Raw genomic sequence first — 15,692 nt, 5'->3', positions numbered from 1 at the left:
AGATAGGGAGCGGTATGAAGTTCGTTGGGAAGATGCGCGGCGCAGCGGCAGGCCTGTCGCGCCGGCTGACGGTTGCGGTCGCCGCTGCGGCCGTACTGCCTGGCCTGGTTGGCGTCGTAGGCGGCTCGGCGACCGCCGGTGCCTGGTCTCGGCCCGGTCTGCCGGTCGAGTACCTCGACGTCCCGTCGGCAGCGATGGGCCGCGATATCCGGGTGGAGTTCCAGAGCGGTGGCGCGGGTGCGCCCGCGCTGTACCTGCTCGACGGTATGCGCGCCCGTGAGGACAACAACGGCTGGGACATCGAACTGCCCAGCTTCGAGTGGTTCCTGAACTCGGGCATCTCGGTCGTGATGCCGGTCGGTGGCCAGTCGAGCTTCTACAGCGACTGGTACAAGCCGGCCTGTGGCAGCAAGGACGGCGGCTGCAAGACCTACAAGTGGGAGACCTTCCTGACCCAGGAGCTCCCGCAGTGGCTGGCGGCCAACAAGGACGTGAAGTCGACGGGCAGCGCTGTGGTCGGTCTGTCGATGGCCGGTTCGTCGGCGCTGATGCTGTCGGCTCGGCACCCGGATCAGTTCATCTACGCGTCCTCGCTGTCGGGCACGTTGAACCCGTCCGAGGGCTGGTGGCCGATGCTGATCGGTGTCTCGATGGGTGACGCCGGTGGCTACAAGGCCGACGACATGTGGGGCTCGACGGGCGACCCGAACAACGCCTGGAAGGCCAACGACCCGACCGAGAACGTCGCGACCCTGGCCAACAACGGCACGCGCCTCTGGGTGTACTGCGGTAACGGCAAGCCGGGCGAGCTCGGTGGCGCTGACATGCCTGCCAAGTTCCTCGAGGGCTTCGTGTGCCGCACGAACTCCACCTTCCAGGAGAAGTACATCGCGGCCGGTGGCAAGAACGCGGTGTTCAACTTCCCGCAGAGCGGTACGCACAACTGGGCCTACTGGGGCCAGCAGCTGCAGGCCATGAAGCCTGATCTGCAGCGGGTTCTGGGCGCCACCCCGACCGCCTGAGCGGACGGGACAGAGTAGACACGGAAGACGGCGGCGATCCCTCACGGGGTCGCCGCCGTCAGCCGTTTCCGGGCACATTCACGCTCGGGCGTTTGACGCCCCGGCTGTGGTTGCGATGTGGTTCACTACAACGCGGGTTACGTGTGCGGGGGCACTTCGAACGACCGGCAGCAGGAGAGGTTGATGATGAGACGTGCGTTGAGTCTGATGCGGGCGATGCTGCCGGTTATGTCGGCCGTGGTACTCGGTGCGGGCCTGTGGACGGCATCGGCGGTGACGGGCGCGCCCGCCCGAGCCGACGGCGTCGAGTACCTGATGGTTCCTTCGGCCGCGATGGGCCGCGACATCCCGGTGGCATTCCAGGGTGGCGGCCCGCATGCGGTGTTCCTGCTCGACGCGTTCAACGCAGCCCCTGACGTAAGCAATTGGGTCAACGCCGGTCATGCGATGTCGACCCTGGCCGGCCGCGGCATCTCGGTGGCGGCCCCGGCCGGCGGAGCATGGAGCCTGTACACCAACTGGGAGCAGGACGGCAGCAAGCAGTGGGAGACCTTCCTGTCCGCCGAACTGCCGGACTGGCTGGCCGCCAACAAGGGCCTGGCCCCGGCCGGGCACGGGATCGTGGGTGCATCCCAGGGCGGCACGGCCGCGTTGACACTGGCCGCGTTCCACCCTGACCGGTTCCGTTTCGCCGGATCCCTGTCGGGGTTCCTGACCCCGTCGGCCACCACCCTCAACGGTGCGATCACCGCGGGGCTGGCGCAGTTCGGCGGAGTGGACAGCTACGGCATGTGGGGTGCCCCACAGCTGGGCCGCTGGAAGTGGCATGACCCCGACGTGCACGTGCAGTTGCTGGCAGACGCCAACACGCGGCTCTGGGTATACAGCCCGGGCACCCTCACGTGTAGTGACCCGGCCGCGATGATCGGTGTCTGCGATCAGGCGCAGGGCAGCAACAGGTCCTTCTACCAGCACTACCGCACGGTCGGTGGCAGCAACGGGCACTTCGACATGCCGGCCGGGGGCCAGCATGACTGGGGTAGCTGGGCTCCGCAGCTGGCGCAGATGTCGGGCGAACTGGTCGCGACCATCAAGTAGGCGCCGGGGCGGACCGCCGTCGTGGCCAGAATCAGCTGCGCCGGGACACTTTTCACCAGCCGGTACGGTGGAAGCGTGCAGCACACGGTACGGTCGGCCACCCTCGTGGTAGCCATGTCCGCTGCGTCGTTGCTGTCGGCATGCGATGCGGGCGGTGACATCATGGCGCCGCTGGCCCAGCCCACGTCTCAGGTCAACGGCGCGCAGCCACAGGCGGCGTCCGCGCAGCCTCAGCAGGGCCGCAGCGGTGAGCTGGCGATCACGTCTCAGCAGCACGTCTATCTCGACGGGCTCAAGGCCGCCGGGATCACCCCGTCCAGTGAGCTGCTGGCACTGTCGATCGGGTCGTATGTGTGCCAGGGTCGCGCCGCCAGGCAGAATGACGAGGCTGTGCGCGAGTTCGTCCTGCCGCTGGTGCGCAGTGATGTCCGGGCCGCCCATACCGGTCGGGAAAGCCCGACACCCGCCGAGATCGACACCGCCGCCACCGACTACATCCGCACCGCCACCGAACATCTCTGCTAGCCGCAGATCAGCCGCCCGCACGCGAGGAGCCCGAGTAACCCATGGCCAAAAACGCCAGCCGCAGGAAGCGTCACCGCATCCTGGCCCTGATCGCCGCCGCGGCGATGGCTCTCGTCGTGGTCCTCGTGGTGACCATCGTGGTGATCGTGATGCGCCGTCCGGAGACCCCGTCGGCCCCGCCGACGGCCCAACCCCCGGCCGGCGTCCCGGGTCAGCCGTCACCGCGCAAGCCGCGCCCGGAGTTCCAGTCCGCCGACTGCCCTGACGTGATGCTGGTGTCGATCCCCGGCACCTGGGAGTCCTCGCCGCAGGACGACCCGTTCAACCCGACGCAGTTCCCGCTGTCGCTGATGAGCAACGTCAGCCGGCCGATGGGCGAGCAGTTCGGGAAGGACCGCCTCGAGGTCTACACGGTTCCGTACACCGCGCAGTTCCACAATCCGTTCTCCGCCGACAACCAGATGTCGTACAACGACAGCCGCGCGGAGGGTAAACGCACGGCGGTCAAGGCGATGACGGACATGAACGACCGCTGCCCCTTGACCAGCTATGTGATCGCTGGTTTCTCGCAGGGCGCGGTGATCGGCGGCGACCTCGCCAGCGACATCGGTAACGGCCGCGGCCCGGTCGACGAGGACCTGGTGCTGGGTGTGACGTTGATCGCGGACGGCCGGCGCGAGTTCAATGTCGGGAAGGATGTCGGCCCCAACCCGCCGGGGCAGGGCGCCGAGATCACCCTGCACGAGGTTCCGGTGCTGTCCGAGATGGGCCTGACCATGACGGGGCCGCGGCAGGGCGGCTTCGGGGCTCTCAACGACCGGACCAATCAGATCTGCGGCAAGGGCGATCTGATCTGCTCGGCGCCCGAAGAGGCGTTCTCGATCTTCAATCTGCCCAAGACGCTGGAGACCCTGTCCGGCAGCGCGGCGGGGCCGGTGCACGCGCTGTACAACACCCCGCAGTTCTGGGTGGAGAACGGGGAGACCGCCACCCAGTGGACGCTGAGCTGGGCCAAAGACCTGGTGGACAACGCACCTCATCCCAAGCACGGTTGACCGGAGCGCCGCGACAGGACCGCAACGGGATCGTTGTGCGCGCCGGATTTGGTGGGACCGTCACGGTCCCTTAACATTAAGAGAAAAATAAGAGCTACGCGCGTGAGTAGCGGGTTGGATAGAGCTGCCAGCTGATCCGTGGGCGCGGACTGGTATGCCCGGTACGATCGTCCGGGTTTGGGTACGTACGGCCGCCGAATGGCTGCGACGCACCACCAGTGACGTGCGACAACGCGAGCAGTACGGCTCTGACAGGAGAGTTAAATGCCGTTCATCAATCCGTTCATCAAGGACGGTCAGATCAAGTTCCCAGACGGCGCCAGCATCGTCGAGCACGTCGAGCGTTGGGCCAGGGTCCGCAGCGACAAGCTGGCATACCGCTTCCTCGACTTCTCCACCGAACGTGACGGCGTCGCCCGCGACCTGACCTGGTCGCAATTCAGCGCGCGCAACAAAGCGGTCGCCGCCCGGCTTCAGCAGGTCACCCAGGCCGGTGACCGCGTCGCCATCCTGTGCCCGCAGAACCTCGACTATCTCGTCGCCTTCTTCGGCACGCTCTACGCCGGACGCATCGCGGTGCCGCTGTTCGATCCGTCCGAGCCCGGACACGTCGGCCGCCTGCACGCGGTGCTGGACAACTGCCACCCGTCGGCGATCCTGACCACCACCGAGGCCGCCGAGGGCGTCCGCAAGTTCTTCCGCAGCCGTCCGGCCAACCAGCGCCCCCGCGTCATCGCCGTCGACGCGGTGCCCGACGACGTCGCCGCCACCTGGGCTCACCCGGAAGGGCCTGACGAGACCACCATCGCCTACCTGCAGTACACCTCCGGCTCGACCCGGATCCCGACCGGTGTGCAGATCACCCACCTGAACATGGCCACGAACATCGTGCAGATCGTCGAGGCACTCGAAGGCGAAGAGGGCGACCGCGGTCTGTCCTGGTTGCCGTTCTTCCATGACATGGGTCTGGTCACCGCGCTCATCGCCCCGATGATCGGTCACTTCTTCACCTTCATGACCCCGGCCGCCTTCGTGCGTCGTCCCGAGCGCTGGATCCGTGAGATGGCCCGCAAGGAAGGGGACACCGGCGGCGTCATCTCGGTGGCCCCGAACTTCGCGTTCGACCACGCCGCGGCGCGTGGCGTCCCCAAAGAGGGAGAGTCGGAGATCGATCTCTCCAATGTGAAGGCCGTGCTCAACGGCAGCGAGCCGATCTCGGCGGCCACCGTGCGCCGGTTCAACGAGGCGTTCAGCCCGTTCGGCTTCCCGGCCAAGGCGATCAAACCCTCCTACGGACTGGCCGAGGCGACGCTGATGGTGTCGACCACACCGGCCGCCGAAGAGCCCAAGATCATCTACGTCGACCGCGACGAGCTGAACACCGGCCGGATCGTCGAGGTCCAGGTCGATTCACCCAAGGCGGTCGCCCAGGCCTCGGCCGGCCGGGTCGGCGTCTCCGAGTGGGCCGTCATCGTCGACGCCGACAGCGCGACCGAGCTGCCCGACGGACAGGTCGGCGAGATCTGGATGAGCGGCCAGAACATGGGCACCGGGTACTGGGGTAAGCCCGAAGAGACGATCGAGGTTTTCCAGAACACCCTCAAGTCGCGGACCAGCCCGTCGCACGCCGAGGGCGCTGCCGACGACGCCACCTGGGTTCGCACCGGTGACTACGGTGCCTTCTACGACGGCGACCTCTACATCACCGGCCGCGTCAAGGACCTGGTGATCATCGACGGCCGCAACCACTACCCGCAGGACCTCGAATACTCGGCGCAGGAGGCCAGCAAGGCGCTGCGCACGGGCTACGTCGCGGCCTTCTCGGTGCCGGCCAACCAGCTGCCCGACGAGGTGTTCCAGAACGCGCACGCGGGCCTGCATCGCGATGAGGACGACACGTCCGAACAGCTGGTCATCGTCGCCGAGCGGGCCCCCGGTGCGCACAAGCTCGAGGTCGGCCCGATCACCGATGACATCCGGGCCGCGATCGCCGTGCGCCACGGTGTCACCGTGCGCGACGTGCTGCTGACCGCGGCCGGCGCCATCCCGCGTACCTCCAGCGGAAAGATCGGCCGCAGGGCCTGCCGCTCGGCGTACCTGGACGGCACGCTGCGCAGCGGCAAGATCGCCAACGCGTTCCCCGATGAGACGGACTGACCGCACTTCCAAGCTACGAGGCCGACAGCCCCCGTTCTGATGCAAGGTGACCTGAACATGGATGAAGCACAAAGCAATTCGAATCTTCCGGACCAGATTGCTCCTGACGTGCCCAGCCGGGACACCGAGCCTGCCGGGGCGCCGGCCTCGCGTCCGGACCTGACGGTCACGGAGATGCGCGAGTGGCTGCGCAAGTCCGTGGCCAACGCCACCGGGCAGTCGGCCGACGCCATCGACGAGACCACCCCGCTGATCGAGCTGGGCCTGTCCTCGCGTGACGCGGTGGCCATGGCCAGCGACATCGAGGACCTCACCGGTGTCACGCTGACGGCCACGGTGCTCTTCCGGCACCCGACCATCGAATCGCTGGCCACCGTGATCATCGAAGGCGAGCCCGAGCCGGAGGACACCGGCGACGAGGACTGGGCGCGGGACCGGGATGTCGAGGACATCGCGATCATCGGTGTGGCCACGCGGTTCCCGGGAGATCTGAACACACCCGATGAGATGTGGGAAGCGCTGCTCGAGGGCCGTGACGCGATCACCGACCTGCCCGAGGGCCGGTGGGAGGAGTTCCTCGGCGAGCCGCGCATCGCCGAACGTGTCGCGAAGGCCCGCACCCGGGGCGGCTATCTGTCCGACATCAAGGGTTTCGACTCCGAGTTCTTCGCGCTGTCGAAGATGGAAGCCGACAACATCGACCCGCAGCAGCGCATGGCGCTGGAACTGACGTGGGAAGCGTTGGAGCACGCCCGGATTCCGGCGTCCAGCCTGCGTGGCGGCAGCGTGGCCGTATACATCGGCAGCTCCAACAACGACTACTCCTACTTGTCGCTGGCTGATCCGTCGGTCACCCACCCGTACGCCATCACCGGAAACCAGACGGCGATCATCGCCAACCGGGTGTCGTACTTCTATGACTTCCGTGGTCCGTCGGTGTCGGTCGACACCGCATGCTCCAGCTCGCTGGTGGCGGCGCATCAGGGTGTCCAGGCGCTGCGCTCGGGTGAGGCCGAGGTGGCCATCGTCGGCGGTGTCAATGCACTGATCACCCCGCTGGTGACGATCGGCTTCGACGAGGTCGGCGGGGTGCTGGCCCCGGACGGCCGCATCAAGTCGTTCTCGTCGGACGCCGACGGTTACGCCCGCTCCGAGGGCGGCGGCATGCTGGTGCTCAAGCGGGTGTCCGACGCCCGCCGCGACGGTGACCAGATCCTGGCGGTCATCGCCGGTAGCGCGATCAACCACGATGGTCGCTCCAACGGCCTGCTCGCACCCAATCCCGATGCGCAGGAAGCGGTTCTGCGTAAGGCGTACAAGGACGCCGGGATCAACCCGCGGACCGTCGACTACATCGAGGCGCACGGCACCGGCACCATCCTCGGTGACCCGATCGAGGCCGACGCACTCGGCCGGGTGGTCGGCCGCGGCCGCGACGCCGACAAGCCCGCCCTGCTGGGTGCGGTGAAATCCAATGTGGGACACCTGGAATCGGCGGCCGGCGCGGCCAGCCTGGCCAAGATGACGCTGGCCCTGGCCAATGACAAGCTGCCGCCGTCGATCAACTACGCCGGGCCCAACCCCTACATCGACTTCGACAAAGAACATCTCAAGGTCAACGACACCCTGTCGGACTGGCCGCGCTACAGCGGCCACGCCATCGCCGGTGTTTCCGGGTTCGGCTTCGGTGGGGCCAATGCGCACCTGGTGCTGCGCGAGGTCTTGCCCAGCGATCTGGTCGAACCCGAGCCGGAACCCGAAGCGGTCGAGGACAAGCCGGCCGATGACGCCGACGCCGTGTATGTCGGCGGTGTGCGGATGGACGAGTATGGCGAGTTCGTCCACGATGAGCCTGCAGCGGACGAATACCCGGCCTACGGCTCGGTTGACCATGAGGCAGCTCTCGAACTTCCCGGCCTGACCGATGAGGCCAAGCGCCTGATCGAGGAGGCCCGGGCCGAGCTCGCGGCCACCGAATCGGCCGAGCCTGCCAAGAAGGTTGTCCCACTGGCCGTCTCGGCGTTCCTGACCTCACGCAAGAAGGTGGCCGCGGCCGAGCTGGCGGACTGGATCGACAGTGAAGAGGGACGCGCGTCGTCACTCGAATCCATCGGACGCTCGCTGTCGCGCCGCAACCACGGCCGCTCGCGTGCCGTGGTGCTCGCCCACGACCACGATGAGGCGATCAAGGGTCTGCGGGCCATCGCCGAAGGCAAGCAGCACCCGACGGTCATCTCGGCGGACGGCCCGGTCACCAACGGCCCGGTGTGGGTGCTCGCCGGATTCGGTGCCCAGCACCGCAAGATGGGCAAGAGCCTGTACCTGCGCGACGAGACCTTCGCCGAGTGGATCAACAAGGTCGACGCCCACATCCAGGATGAACGCGGCTACTCGATCGTCGAGCTGATCCTCGACGATTCGATCGACTACACCAACGAGACCTGCGAATACCCCATCGAAGTGGTCCAGACGGTGATCTTCGCCATCCAGATCGCGCTCGGTGAGCTGCTCAAGCACCATGGCGCGAAACCCGGTGCGGTGGTGGGTCAGTCGCTCGGTGAAGCGGCCGCCGCCTACTTCTCCGGGGGCCTGAGCCTGGCCGATGCCACCCGCACCATCTGCTCGCGCGCCCACTTGATGGGCGAGGGCGAGGCGATGCTGTTCGGCGAGTACATCCGCCTGATGGCGCTGGTCGAATACTCCGCAGACGAGATCAAGACGGTCTTCGCCGACTACCCGGGCCTCGAGGTGTGCGTCTATGCCGCCCCGACCCAAACCGTCATCGGCGGCCCGCCGGAGCAGATCGACGCGATCATCGCCCGCGCGGAATCCGAAGGCAAGTTCGCCCGCAAGCTCCAGACCAAGGGCGCCAGCCACACCCAGCAGATGGACCCGCTGCTCGGTGAGCTCTCCGCTGAAATCCAGGGCATCGAAGCGCATCCGCTGCAGACGGCGTACTTCTCGACCGTGCACGAGGGCAAGCTGATCCGGGCCGGGGCCGAGCCGATCCATGATGTGGAGTACTGGAAGAAGGGCCTGCGGCACAGCGTCTACTTCACCCACGGCATCCGCAATGCGGTGGACAACGGGCACACCACGTTCCTGGAGCTGGCGCCGAACCCGGTGGCGCTCATGCAGGTTGGACTGACCACGGCTTCGGCCGGGCTGCATGACGCCCAGTTGATCGCGACCCTGGCCCGCAAGCAGGACGAGGTCGAGTCCATGGTCACCGCCATGGCCAACCTGTTCGTGTACGGCCATGACCTGGACCTGCGGACGTTGTTCCCGCGCAAGTCCACCGGCCTGGCCGGCGCGCTGGACTTCGCCAACATCCCGCCGACCCGGTTCAAGCGCAAGCCGCATTGGCTGGAGGCACACTTCACCGGCGACAGCTCCGCGGTGATGCCGGGCAACCATGTCGCGACGCCCGACGGCAAGCATGTCTGGGAGTTCGTGTCGAAGGGCACCCCGGATCTCGCCGGCCTGGTGAAAGCCGCTGCCGCGCAGGTGCTTCCGGATGCCAAGCTGACCGCGTCGGAACAGCGTGCGGTGCCCGCCGAGGGCTCCCGCCTGGTCACCACGCTGACCCGGCACCCGGGCGGCGCCTCGGTGCAGGTGCACGCGCGGATCGAAGAGTCGTTCACCCTGGTCTACGACGCGATCGTGTCGCGGGGTGGAGCTGCGGCCACACTGCCCACCGCGGTGGGCGCCGGTGTTGTCGCCGAGCAGGTTTCGATTCCGACCGCGACTTCGACCGCTGCGGCAGGAGCAGTGGCCGAGCCGCCCGCCGAAGATGACGCCGACATCCTGCAGGACAACCTGACCAAGGGCGCAGGCATGGGCGCCGGCTTCGAGAAGTGGTCTCCCGATTCGGGCGAGACCATCGCGCAGCGCCTCGGCGCCATCGTGGGCGGGGCCATGGGTTACGAGCCCGAGGATCTGCCGTGGGAGGTGCCGCTGATCGAGCTGGGCCTGGATTCCCTGATGGCGGTGCGGATCAAGAACCGCGTCGAGTACGACTTCGACCTGCCGCCCATCCAGCTGACCGCGGTGCGCGACGCCAACCTGTACAACGTCGAGGACCTCATCAAGTACGCGATCGAGCACCGCGACGAGGTCGATCAGATCGCCGAATCCCAGAAGGGCAAGACGGCCGAGGAGATCGCCGCCGAGCAGTCCGAACTCCTGGGCGGTGCATCCACGGTCGCCGAGCTCGAGGCCAAGCTGGCCGAGGTTGGACAACCCGTGGCGGACAACGACTCCGATGCGGGCGAAGCCGCTGACGCAGGCGACATCCCGGCGCCGCCGAGCGATCCGTCGGGACCTGCGATTCCGGCCCCGCCGACCGATCCGTCGGGACCCGGCAAGGCCACCGCGGCCGCGGCTGCGGCCAAGGTGCTGACCCAGGAAGCGGTCACCGAGGCGCTGGGCGCCGACGTGCCCCCGCGCGACGCCGCCGAGCGGGTCACCTTCGCCACCTGGGCGATCGTCACCGGTAAATCGCCGGGCGGCATCTTCAACGAGCTGCCCTTCGTCGATGTCGAGACGGCGACCAAGCTGTCGGAGCGGCTGTCCGAGCGTGCCGAGGGCACCGTCTCGGTCGAGCAGGTCCGGTCGGCCAAGACCATCGAAGAGCTGTCGACGATCGTGCGCGATCAGCTCGAGGAGGGTGTGGTCGACGGGTTCGTGCGCACCCTGCGGCCGGCAAAAGAAGGTTCCTCGCACGTGCCGCTGTTCGTGTTCCACCCGGCCGGCGGATCGACCGTCGTCTACGAGCCGTTGATGAAGCGGCTGCCCGCGGACACCCCGGTGTACGGCATCGAACGGGTCGAGGGCGCGATCGAGGAGCGCGCGGCCGAGTACGTGCCCAAGCTCCTGGAGCTGCACAACGGCCCCTTCATCCTGGCCGGCTGGTCGTTGGGCGGGGCGCTGGCCTACGCGTGCGCGATCGGGCTGAAGCGCGCCGGTGCCGACGTCCGGTTCGTCGGCCTGATCGACCTCGCGCTTCCCGGCGAGCCGATCGACCAGAGCAAGGAAGGTATGCGGGCCCGTTGGGATCGCTATGCCCTGTTCGCCCAACGCACCTTCAACGTCGAGATTCCGGCGATCCCGTACGAGGAGCTGGAGCAGCTCGACGACGAGGGCCAGGTGAAGTTCGTTCTCGACGCCATCAAGGACAGCGGTGTGCAGATCCCGGGCGGGATCATCGAGCACCAGCGCACGTCATACCTGGACCAGCGGGCCCTGGCCACCATCGAGGTCCAGCCCTACGACGGTCACGTCACCCTGTACCTGGCCGACCGCTACCACGATGACGCCATCGTGTTCGAGCCCGCGTACGCGACCCGCAAGCCCGACGGCGGCTGGGGCGAGTACGTCAAGGATCTCGAGGTGGTGCCCATCGGGGGCGAGCACATTCAGGCCATCGATGAGCCGTACATTGCGAAGGTCGGTGCCCATATGAGCGAGGCGATCAGCCGTATCCAGAGCGAAGCGACAATGTCGACAGCGGAGAGCGAGAGCAAGTGACCAACAAGACCACGGCCGAACTGCTGGCTGAGCTCCGCGAGAAGCTGGAACTGGCGTCCGATCCCGGCGATGAGAAAGCCAAGGCCCGCCGGGACAAGAAGGGAATTCCGTCCGCACGCGCCAGGATTCATGCCCTGCTCGATCCGGGCAGCTTCCTGGAGATCGGCGCGCTGGCCAAGACACCGGGCGACCCCAACGCCTTGTTCGGCGACGGCGTCGTCACCGGTCACGGCACCATCGACGGACGACCGGTCGGCGTGTTCAGCCACGACCAGACGGTGTTCCAGGGCTCGGTCGGCGAGATGTTCGGCCGCAAGGTCGCCCGGCTGATGGAGTGGGTGGCCATGGTCGGCTGCCCGATCATCGGCATCAACGACTCGGCCGGCGCGCGCATCCAGGATGCGGTGACCTCCCTGGCCTGGTACGCCGAGCTGGGCCGCCGCCACGAGATGCTGCGCGGCCTGGTGCCCGAGATCTCGCTGATCTTCGGCAAGTGTGCGGGCGGCGCGGTCTATTCGCCGATCCAGACCGACCTGCTGGTCGCGGTGCGCGATCAGGGCTACATGTTCATCACCGGCCCGGACGTGATCAAGGACGTCACCGGCGAGGATGTCAGCTTCGACGAGCTCGGCGGCGCCGACGTCCAGGCGCAGCGCGGCAACATCCACAAGGTGGTCGAATCGGAGTCCGCGGCCTACCAGTACGTGCGCGACTATCTGAGCTTCCTGCCGTCGAACCACTTCGACGACGCGCCGGTCATCAACCCCGGCCTGGAGCCGGAGATCACCCCGCACGATCTGGAGCTGGATTCGATCGTGCCGGACGCCGACAACATGGCCTATGACATGCACGAGATCCTGTTGCGGATCTTCGACGACGGTGACGTGTTCGAGATCGCTGATCAGCGCTCTCCAGAGCTGATCACCGCATTCGCCCGGGTGGACGGCCGCCCCGTCGGTGTGGTCGCCAACCAGCCGATGTTCATGTCGGGCGCGATCGGCAACGAGGCTTCGGACAAGGCCGCCAGCTTCATCCGATTCTGCGACTCCTACAACCTGCCTTTGGTTTTCGTGGTCGACACCCCGGGCGCGATGCCGGGTGTCGCGGAGGAGACAGGCGGCATCATCAAACGTGGTGGCCGGTTCTTCAACGCCATCGTCGAGGCCGATGTGCCGAAGGTGACCGTGATCATCCGCAAGGCCTACGGCGGCGGGTACGCGGTGATGGGCTCCAAGCAGCTGACAGCCGACCTGAACTATGCCTGGCCGACGGCCCGGATCGCTGTGATCGGTGCCGAAGGTGCGGCGCAGCTGCTGGTCAAGCGGTTCCCGGATCCGACCGCCCCCGAGGTGCAGAAGATCCGCGCCGACTTCATCAAGGGCTACAACGACAACATGGCCACGCCGTGGATCGCAGCCGAGCGCGGCTACATCGACGGCGTGATCGAGCCGCACGAGACCCGGTTGCTCCTTCGCAAATCCCTGAAACTGTTGCGGGACAAGCAGAACGGCCCCAAGGTGCAGCGCAAGCACGGCCTGCTGCCGCTCTAGCCGTCCCGTAGTTTGCGATGAGCCGAAAACGCACAGCCTTACTCACAAGCGTGTAATTCGAAATCGCCCCCGCTGACCAGCTGTGATGGCCGACGACTGGAAAACCATCCACAAGTTGTCCACAGGCAGCATGTGTTGGCTGGCTTTCGGCTCGCTAGTCTGACGGTGAGAGGGGGCCGGCGATGAGCACCGCGGTCGTGGTGGGCGGTGGACCCAACGGTATGGCGGCTGCCATCGTGCTGGCCCAGGCCGGCCACGAGGTCACCGTGCTGGAGGCCGCCGCCGAGATCGGCGGGGGAGTGCGGTCGGGACCGGGCCCCGTCGACGGTCTGCTCGTCGACCACTGCGCGGCGATTCACCCCATGGCCGTGGGATCGGCGTTTCTGGCCGGCCTGGATCTCGAACGACACGGATTGCGCTGGCGCTGGCCCGAAATCGATTGCGCCCATCCCCTCGACGATGGCGGCGCGGGCCTGCTGTACCGCAGTGTCGAGCAGACCGCCGCCGGACTCGGTGCCGACGGCGTCCGCTGGCGGCTCGTGTTCGGCGGTCCCGCCGCCAATTTCGACACGCTGGCCGACGACATCATGGGGCCACTGCTGCGTATCCCGGCACATCCGTTGGCGCTGGCCAGATTCGGCGCGCCCACCGTGCTACCCGCCTCGACGTTCGCCCGGTTCTTCCGTACCCCCGCGGCGCGGGCGTTGTTCGGAGGCGTTGCGGCACACACGTTCCGGCCGCTGCACTACCCGATGACCTCGGCCATCGGATTGGGGATCCTCACGGCCGGGCACCGGCACGGCTGGCCCGTCGCCGAAGGCGGTTCCCAAGCCATCACCGACGCGTTGGCCGCGGCTATGGCCGAACTCGGTGTCAAGGTGCACACCGGAACCCGGATCACCACGGCTGCCGAGTTGCCGCCCGCCGACATCACCATGTTCGACCTCGCTCCCACGGCCGTCGCCGACATCCTGGGGGACCGGCTACCCCGGCGGACCGCCCGCAGCTTCCGCCGGTTCCGTTACGGTCCGGGCGCTTTCAAGGTCGACTTCGCTATACGGGGACCGGTTCCGTGGGCCGATCCAGCGGTGGGTCGGGCCGGAACGGTGCATCTGGGCGGCGATTACGACGAGATCGCGGCCACCGAACGCGAGATCCATGCCGGACGGATGCCGCGCCGGCCCTTCGTCCTGGTGGGCCAGCAGTACCTGGCCGATCCGGGTCGCTCCGCCGGCGAGATCAATCCCATCTATGCGTATGCCCATGTGCCGCACGGCTATACGGGTGATGCCACGGAGGCGATCGTCGCGCAGTTCGAGCGGTTCGCCCCCGGCTTCGCCGATCGGATCGTCGGAACCGCCGTGCGGTCGACCACCGAGATGTCGGTATACAACCCGAACTACGTCGGCGGCGACATCTGCACCGGAGCCAAGGACATTCGTCAGCTGGCATTCGGCCCCCGGACCACGCTGGCGCCCTACGACGTCGGGATCCCCGGCATGTACATCTGCTCGGCGGCGACACCGCCGGGGCCGGGGGCGCACGGCATGTGCGGAGCCAATGCCGCGGCCCGCGCGCTGGACCGGCTGCGGCGCCGCTGAATCTCGAATCAGCTCAACGTAGAAGCCCCGCGATGAAGATCTCGAGCAGCCGGTTCACCGTGGATTCGAAATCGGCGACCATCGTGGTGTGTCCGGACGGACCGGGCCTCGTCCACGCCCAGGCCGTCCCGGTGAATGCGTGAATCGCGGCGGTGAGGGAGCCCAGCTGCTCATCGGTCAGCGGAAGCGTCGGCTGTAGCGCCGTGCCGAGGCGTTGCCGGGCATCTTCGGCCTGAGCCATCAGGTCCGGCATCTCTTGCGGGCCAAGCCGATTGATCAGCACCGGCGAGGCGGCGATGAGATCGCAGAGCACGGGCCGCGCGGCGAGGGTGCGAGCCAGTGCGGTCGCCGGAGCGGTCGCGCGCAGTTCCTGGATCAGCGCGTCGATCCAGGCGAGGTGCTCGTCGTACATCACCCGCAGCAGCAGTGCCTCGCGCGAGCTGACGTATCGCAGGATGCCCGACTTCGCCAGACCGGCAGTGGCGGCCACGTCGCCCAATGTCAGCGTTGCGGCGGGCGTCTGGGTGAGGCGGTCACGTGTGGTGGCGAGCAGGTGGACCAACCGGTCTCGACGCTGGGCGTCGCTGCGTGCGCGCGTGAACGGCGGCGGGGATTCGGACATCGCCACATAATAGAACACTGTTCTGTTAAAGTCGCGAACCGTGAACCGCTATGAATGCATCATCCGCCGACGCACCACGGCCTCGCCGCGGGCCCTCTTCGTCATCGTGTCCGACGGATCCCGGTGGTCGGAGTGGGCCAAACCCCTGATCCCCTACTCGGCCTGGGAATCTCGAGGCCCGGCCGACGACGGCGGGCTCGGGGCCATCAGGGCGGTGGGCACCCGGAAAAAGCCGACCCGCGAGATGACCACCATCCACGAACCGGACCGCAGGCACGGCTACACCATGCTCGCCGGAGGTCCGATCCAGAATTATCAGGCCGAGGTGTCGTTCACCGAAGGGGCCGGCGGCACGCTGGTGACGTGGCAGGGCGGCTACGAAACCCGTTGGCGCGTGGTCGGGCTGGCGTACTGGCTCGTGCTGCGCGTGGTGCTCGGGACGCTGTCCCGCAAGCTCGTCGCAGCCGCCGAAAAGGGCATCCGTTAGCGCGAGTGGCCAGTTATGACACGGTCTTTCGTCGTACGCGTGTCAC

General features: G+C 67.4%; 10 protein-coding genes. 9 read left to right on the top strand and 1 reads right to left on the bottom strand.

Annotated elements, in window-relative coordinates:
* Positions 1 to 14 precede the first annotated feature (14 nt).
* The 8 genes from H977_RS0117070 (at position 15) to H977_RS0117035 (ending at position 14,537) form a co-directional block, all read left to right on the top strand.
* Positions 15 to 1,022, top strand: a complete 1,008-nt coding sequence (locus H977_RS0117070; protein ID WP_029108986.1) for an esterase family protein — start codon at positions 15 to 17, stop codon at positions 1,020 to 1,022.
* Between the two features lie 186 nt (positions 1,023 to 1,208).
* Positions 1,209 to 2,120, top strand: coding sequence for an alpha/beta hydrolase-fold protein (locus tag H977_RS0117065; protein ID WP_036476361.1), 912 nt, complete (start codon positions 1,209 to 1,211; stop codon positions 2,118 to 2,120).
* Positions 2,121 to 2,195: 75 nt separating this feature from the next.
* On the top strand, positions 2,196 to 2,645 hold the full coding sequence (locus H977_RS0117060; protein ID WP_029108984.1) for a hypothetical protein: 450 nt from the start codon (positions 2,196 to 2,198) through the stop codon (positions 2,643 to 2,645).
* 41 nt (positions 2,646 to 2,686) lie between these two features.
* Positions 2,687 to 3,700 (top strand): carboxylesterase Culp6, encoded by a 1,014-nt coding sequence (gene culp6 / locus H977_RS0117055; protein WP_029108983.1) that lies wholly within the window; start codon positions 2,687 to 2,689, stop codon positions 3,698 to 3,700.
* Between the two features lie 264 nt (positions 3,701 to 3,964).
* Positions 3,965 to 5,857 (top strand): long-chain-fatty-acid--AMP ligase FadD32, encoded by a 1,893-nt coding sequence (fadD32, locus tag H977_RS0117050; RefSeq protein WP_029108982.1) that lies wholly within the window; start codon positions 3,965 to 3,967, stop codon positions 5,855 to 5,857.
* Between the two features lie 174 nt (positions 5,858 to 6,031).
* The gene (gene pks13 / locus H977_RS0117045; RefSeq protein WP_231395998.1) at positions 6,032 to 11,386 is read left to right on the top strand and encodes a polyketide synthase Pks13; all 5,355 of its coding nucleotides are present in this window, start codon (positions 6,032 to 6,034) and stop codon (positions 11,384 to 11,386) included.
* Positions 11,383 to 12,936: an acyl-CoA carboxylase subunit beta gene (locus tag H977_RS0117040; protein ID WP_029108980.1), complete on the top strand. Its 1,554-nt coding sequence runs from the start codon at positions 11,383 to 11,385 to the stop codon at positions 12,934 to 12,936. Before pks13 ends, H977_RS0117040 begins: the two co-directional genes overlap by 4 nt.
* 182 nt (positions 12,937 to 13,118) lie before the next feature.
* The gene (locus H977_RS0117035; protein WP_029108979.1) at positions 13,119 to 14,537 is read left to right on the top strand and encodes a phytoene desaturase family protein; all 1,419 of its coding nucleotides are present in this window, start codon (positions 13,119 to 13,121) and stop codon (positions 14,535 to 14,537) included.
* Positions 14,538 to 14,550: 13 nt separating this feature from the next.
* On the opposite strand, the gene H977_RS0117030 is transcribed toward H977_RS0117035, so the two are convergent.
* Complete coding sequence (locus tag H977_RS0117030) at positions 14,551 to 15,159, bottom strand: TetR/AcrR family transcriptional regulator (protein WP_029108978.1); 609 nt, start codon at positions 15,157 to 15,159, stop codon at positions 14,551 to 14,553.
* A 40-nt stretch (positions 15,160 to 15,199) separates the two neighbouring features.
* On the opposite strand from H977_RS0117030, the gene H977_RS0117025 reads away from it, so the two are divergent.
* A complete protein-coding gene (locus tag H977_RS0117025) occupies positions 15,200 to 15,646 on the top strand; it encodes an SRPBCC family protein (protein ID WP_036476306.1) in 447 nt (148 codons plus the stop codon).
* Positions 15,647 to 15,692 lie beyond the last annotated feature (46 nt).

The sequence above is a fragment of the Mycobacterium sp. URHD0025 genome (genome assembly GCF_000426065.1).
GTDB lineage: Bacteria > Actinomycetota > Actinomycetes > Mycobacteriales > Mycobacteriaceae > Mycobacterium.
Note: the sequence above shows the minus strand (reverse complement) of the source record. Positions and strands in the feature narration are given on the sequence as shown.

Excerpts from the sequence above, each read along its gene's own strand:
- H977_RS0117065 (WP_036476361.1), top strand. The coding sequence starts at position 1,209 with ATGAGACGTGCGTTGAGTCTGATGCGGGCGATGCTGCCGGTTATGTCG.
- H977_RS0117070 (WP_029108986.1), top strand. The coding sequence starts at position 15 with ATGAAGTTCGTTGGGAAGATGCGCGGCGCAGCGGCAGGCCTGTCGCGC.
- H977_RS0117030 (WP_029108978.1), bottom strand. The coding sequence starts at position 15,159 with ATGTCCGAATCCCCGCCGCCGTTCACGCGCGCACGCAGCGACGCCCAG.
- H977_RS0117035 (WP_029108979.1), top strand. The coding sequence starts at position 13,119 with ATGAGCACCGCGGTCGTGGTGGGCGGTGGACCCAACGGTATGGCGGCT.
- culp6 (WP_029108983.1), top strand. The coding sequence starts at position 2,687 with ATGGCCAAAAACGCCAGCCGCAGGAAGCGTCACCGCATCCTGGCCCTG.
- fadD32 (WP_029108982.1), top strand. The coding sequence starts at position 3,965 with ATGCCGTTCATCAATCCGTTCATCAAGGACGGTCAGATCAAGTTCCCA.
- pks13 (WP_231395998.1), top strand. The coding sequence starts at position 6,032 with ATGCGCGAGTGGCTGCGCAAGTCCGTGGCCAACGCCACCGGGCAGTCG.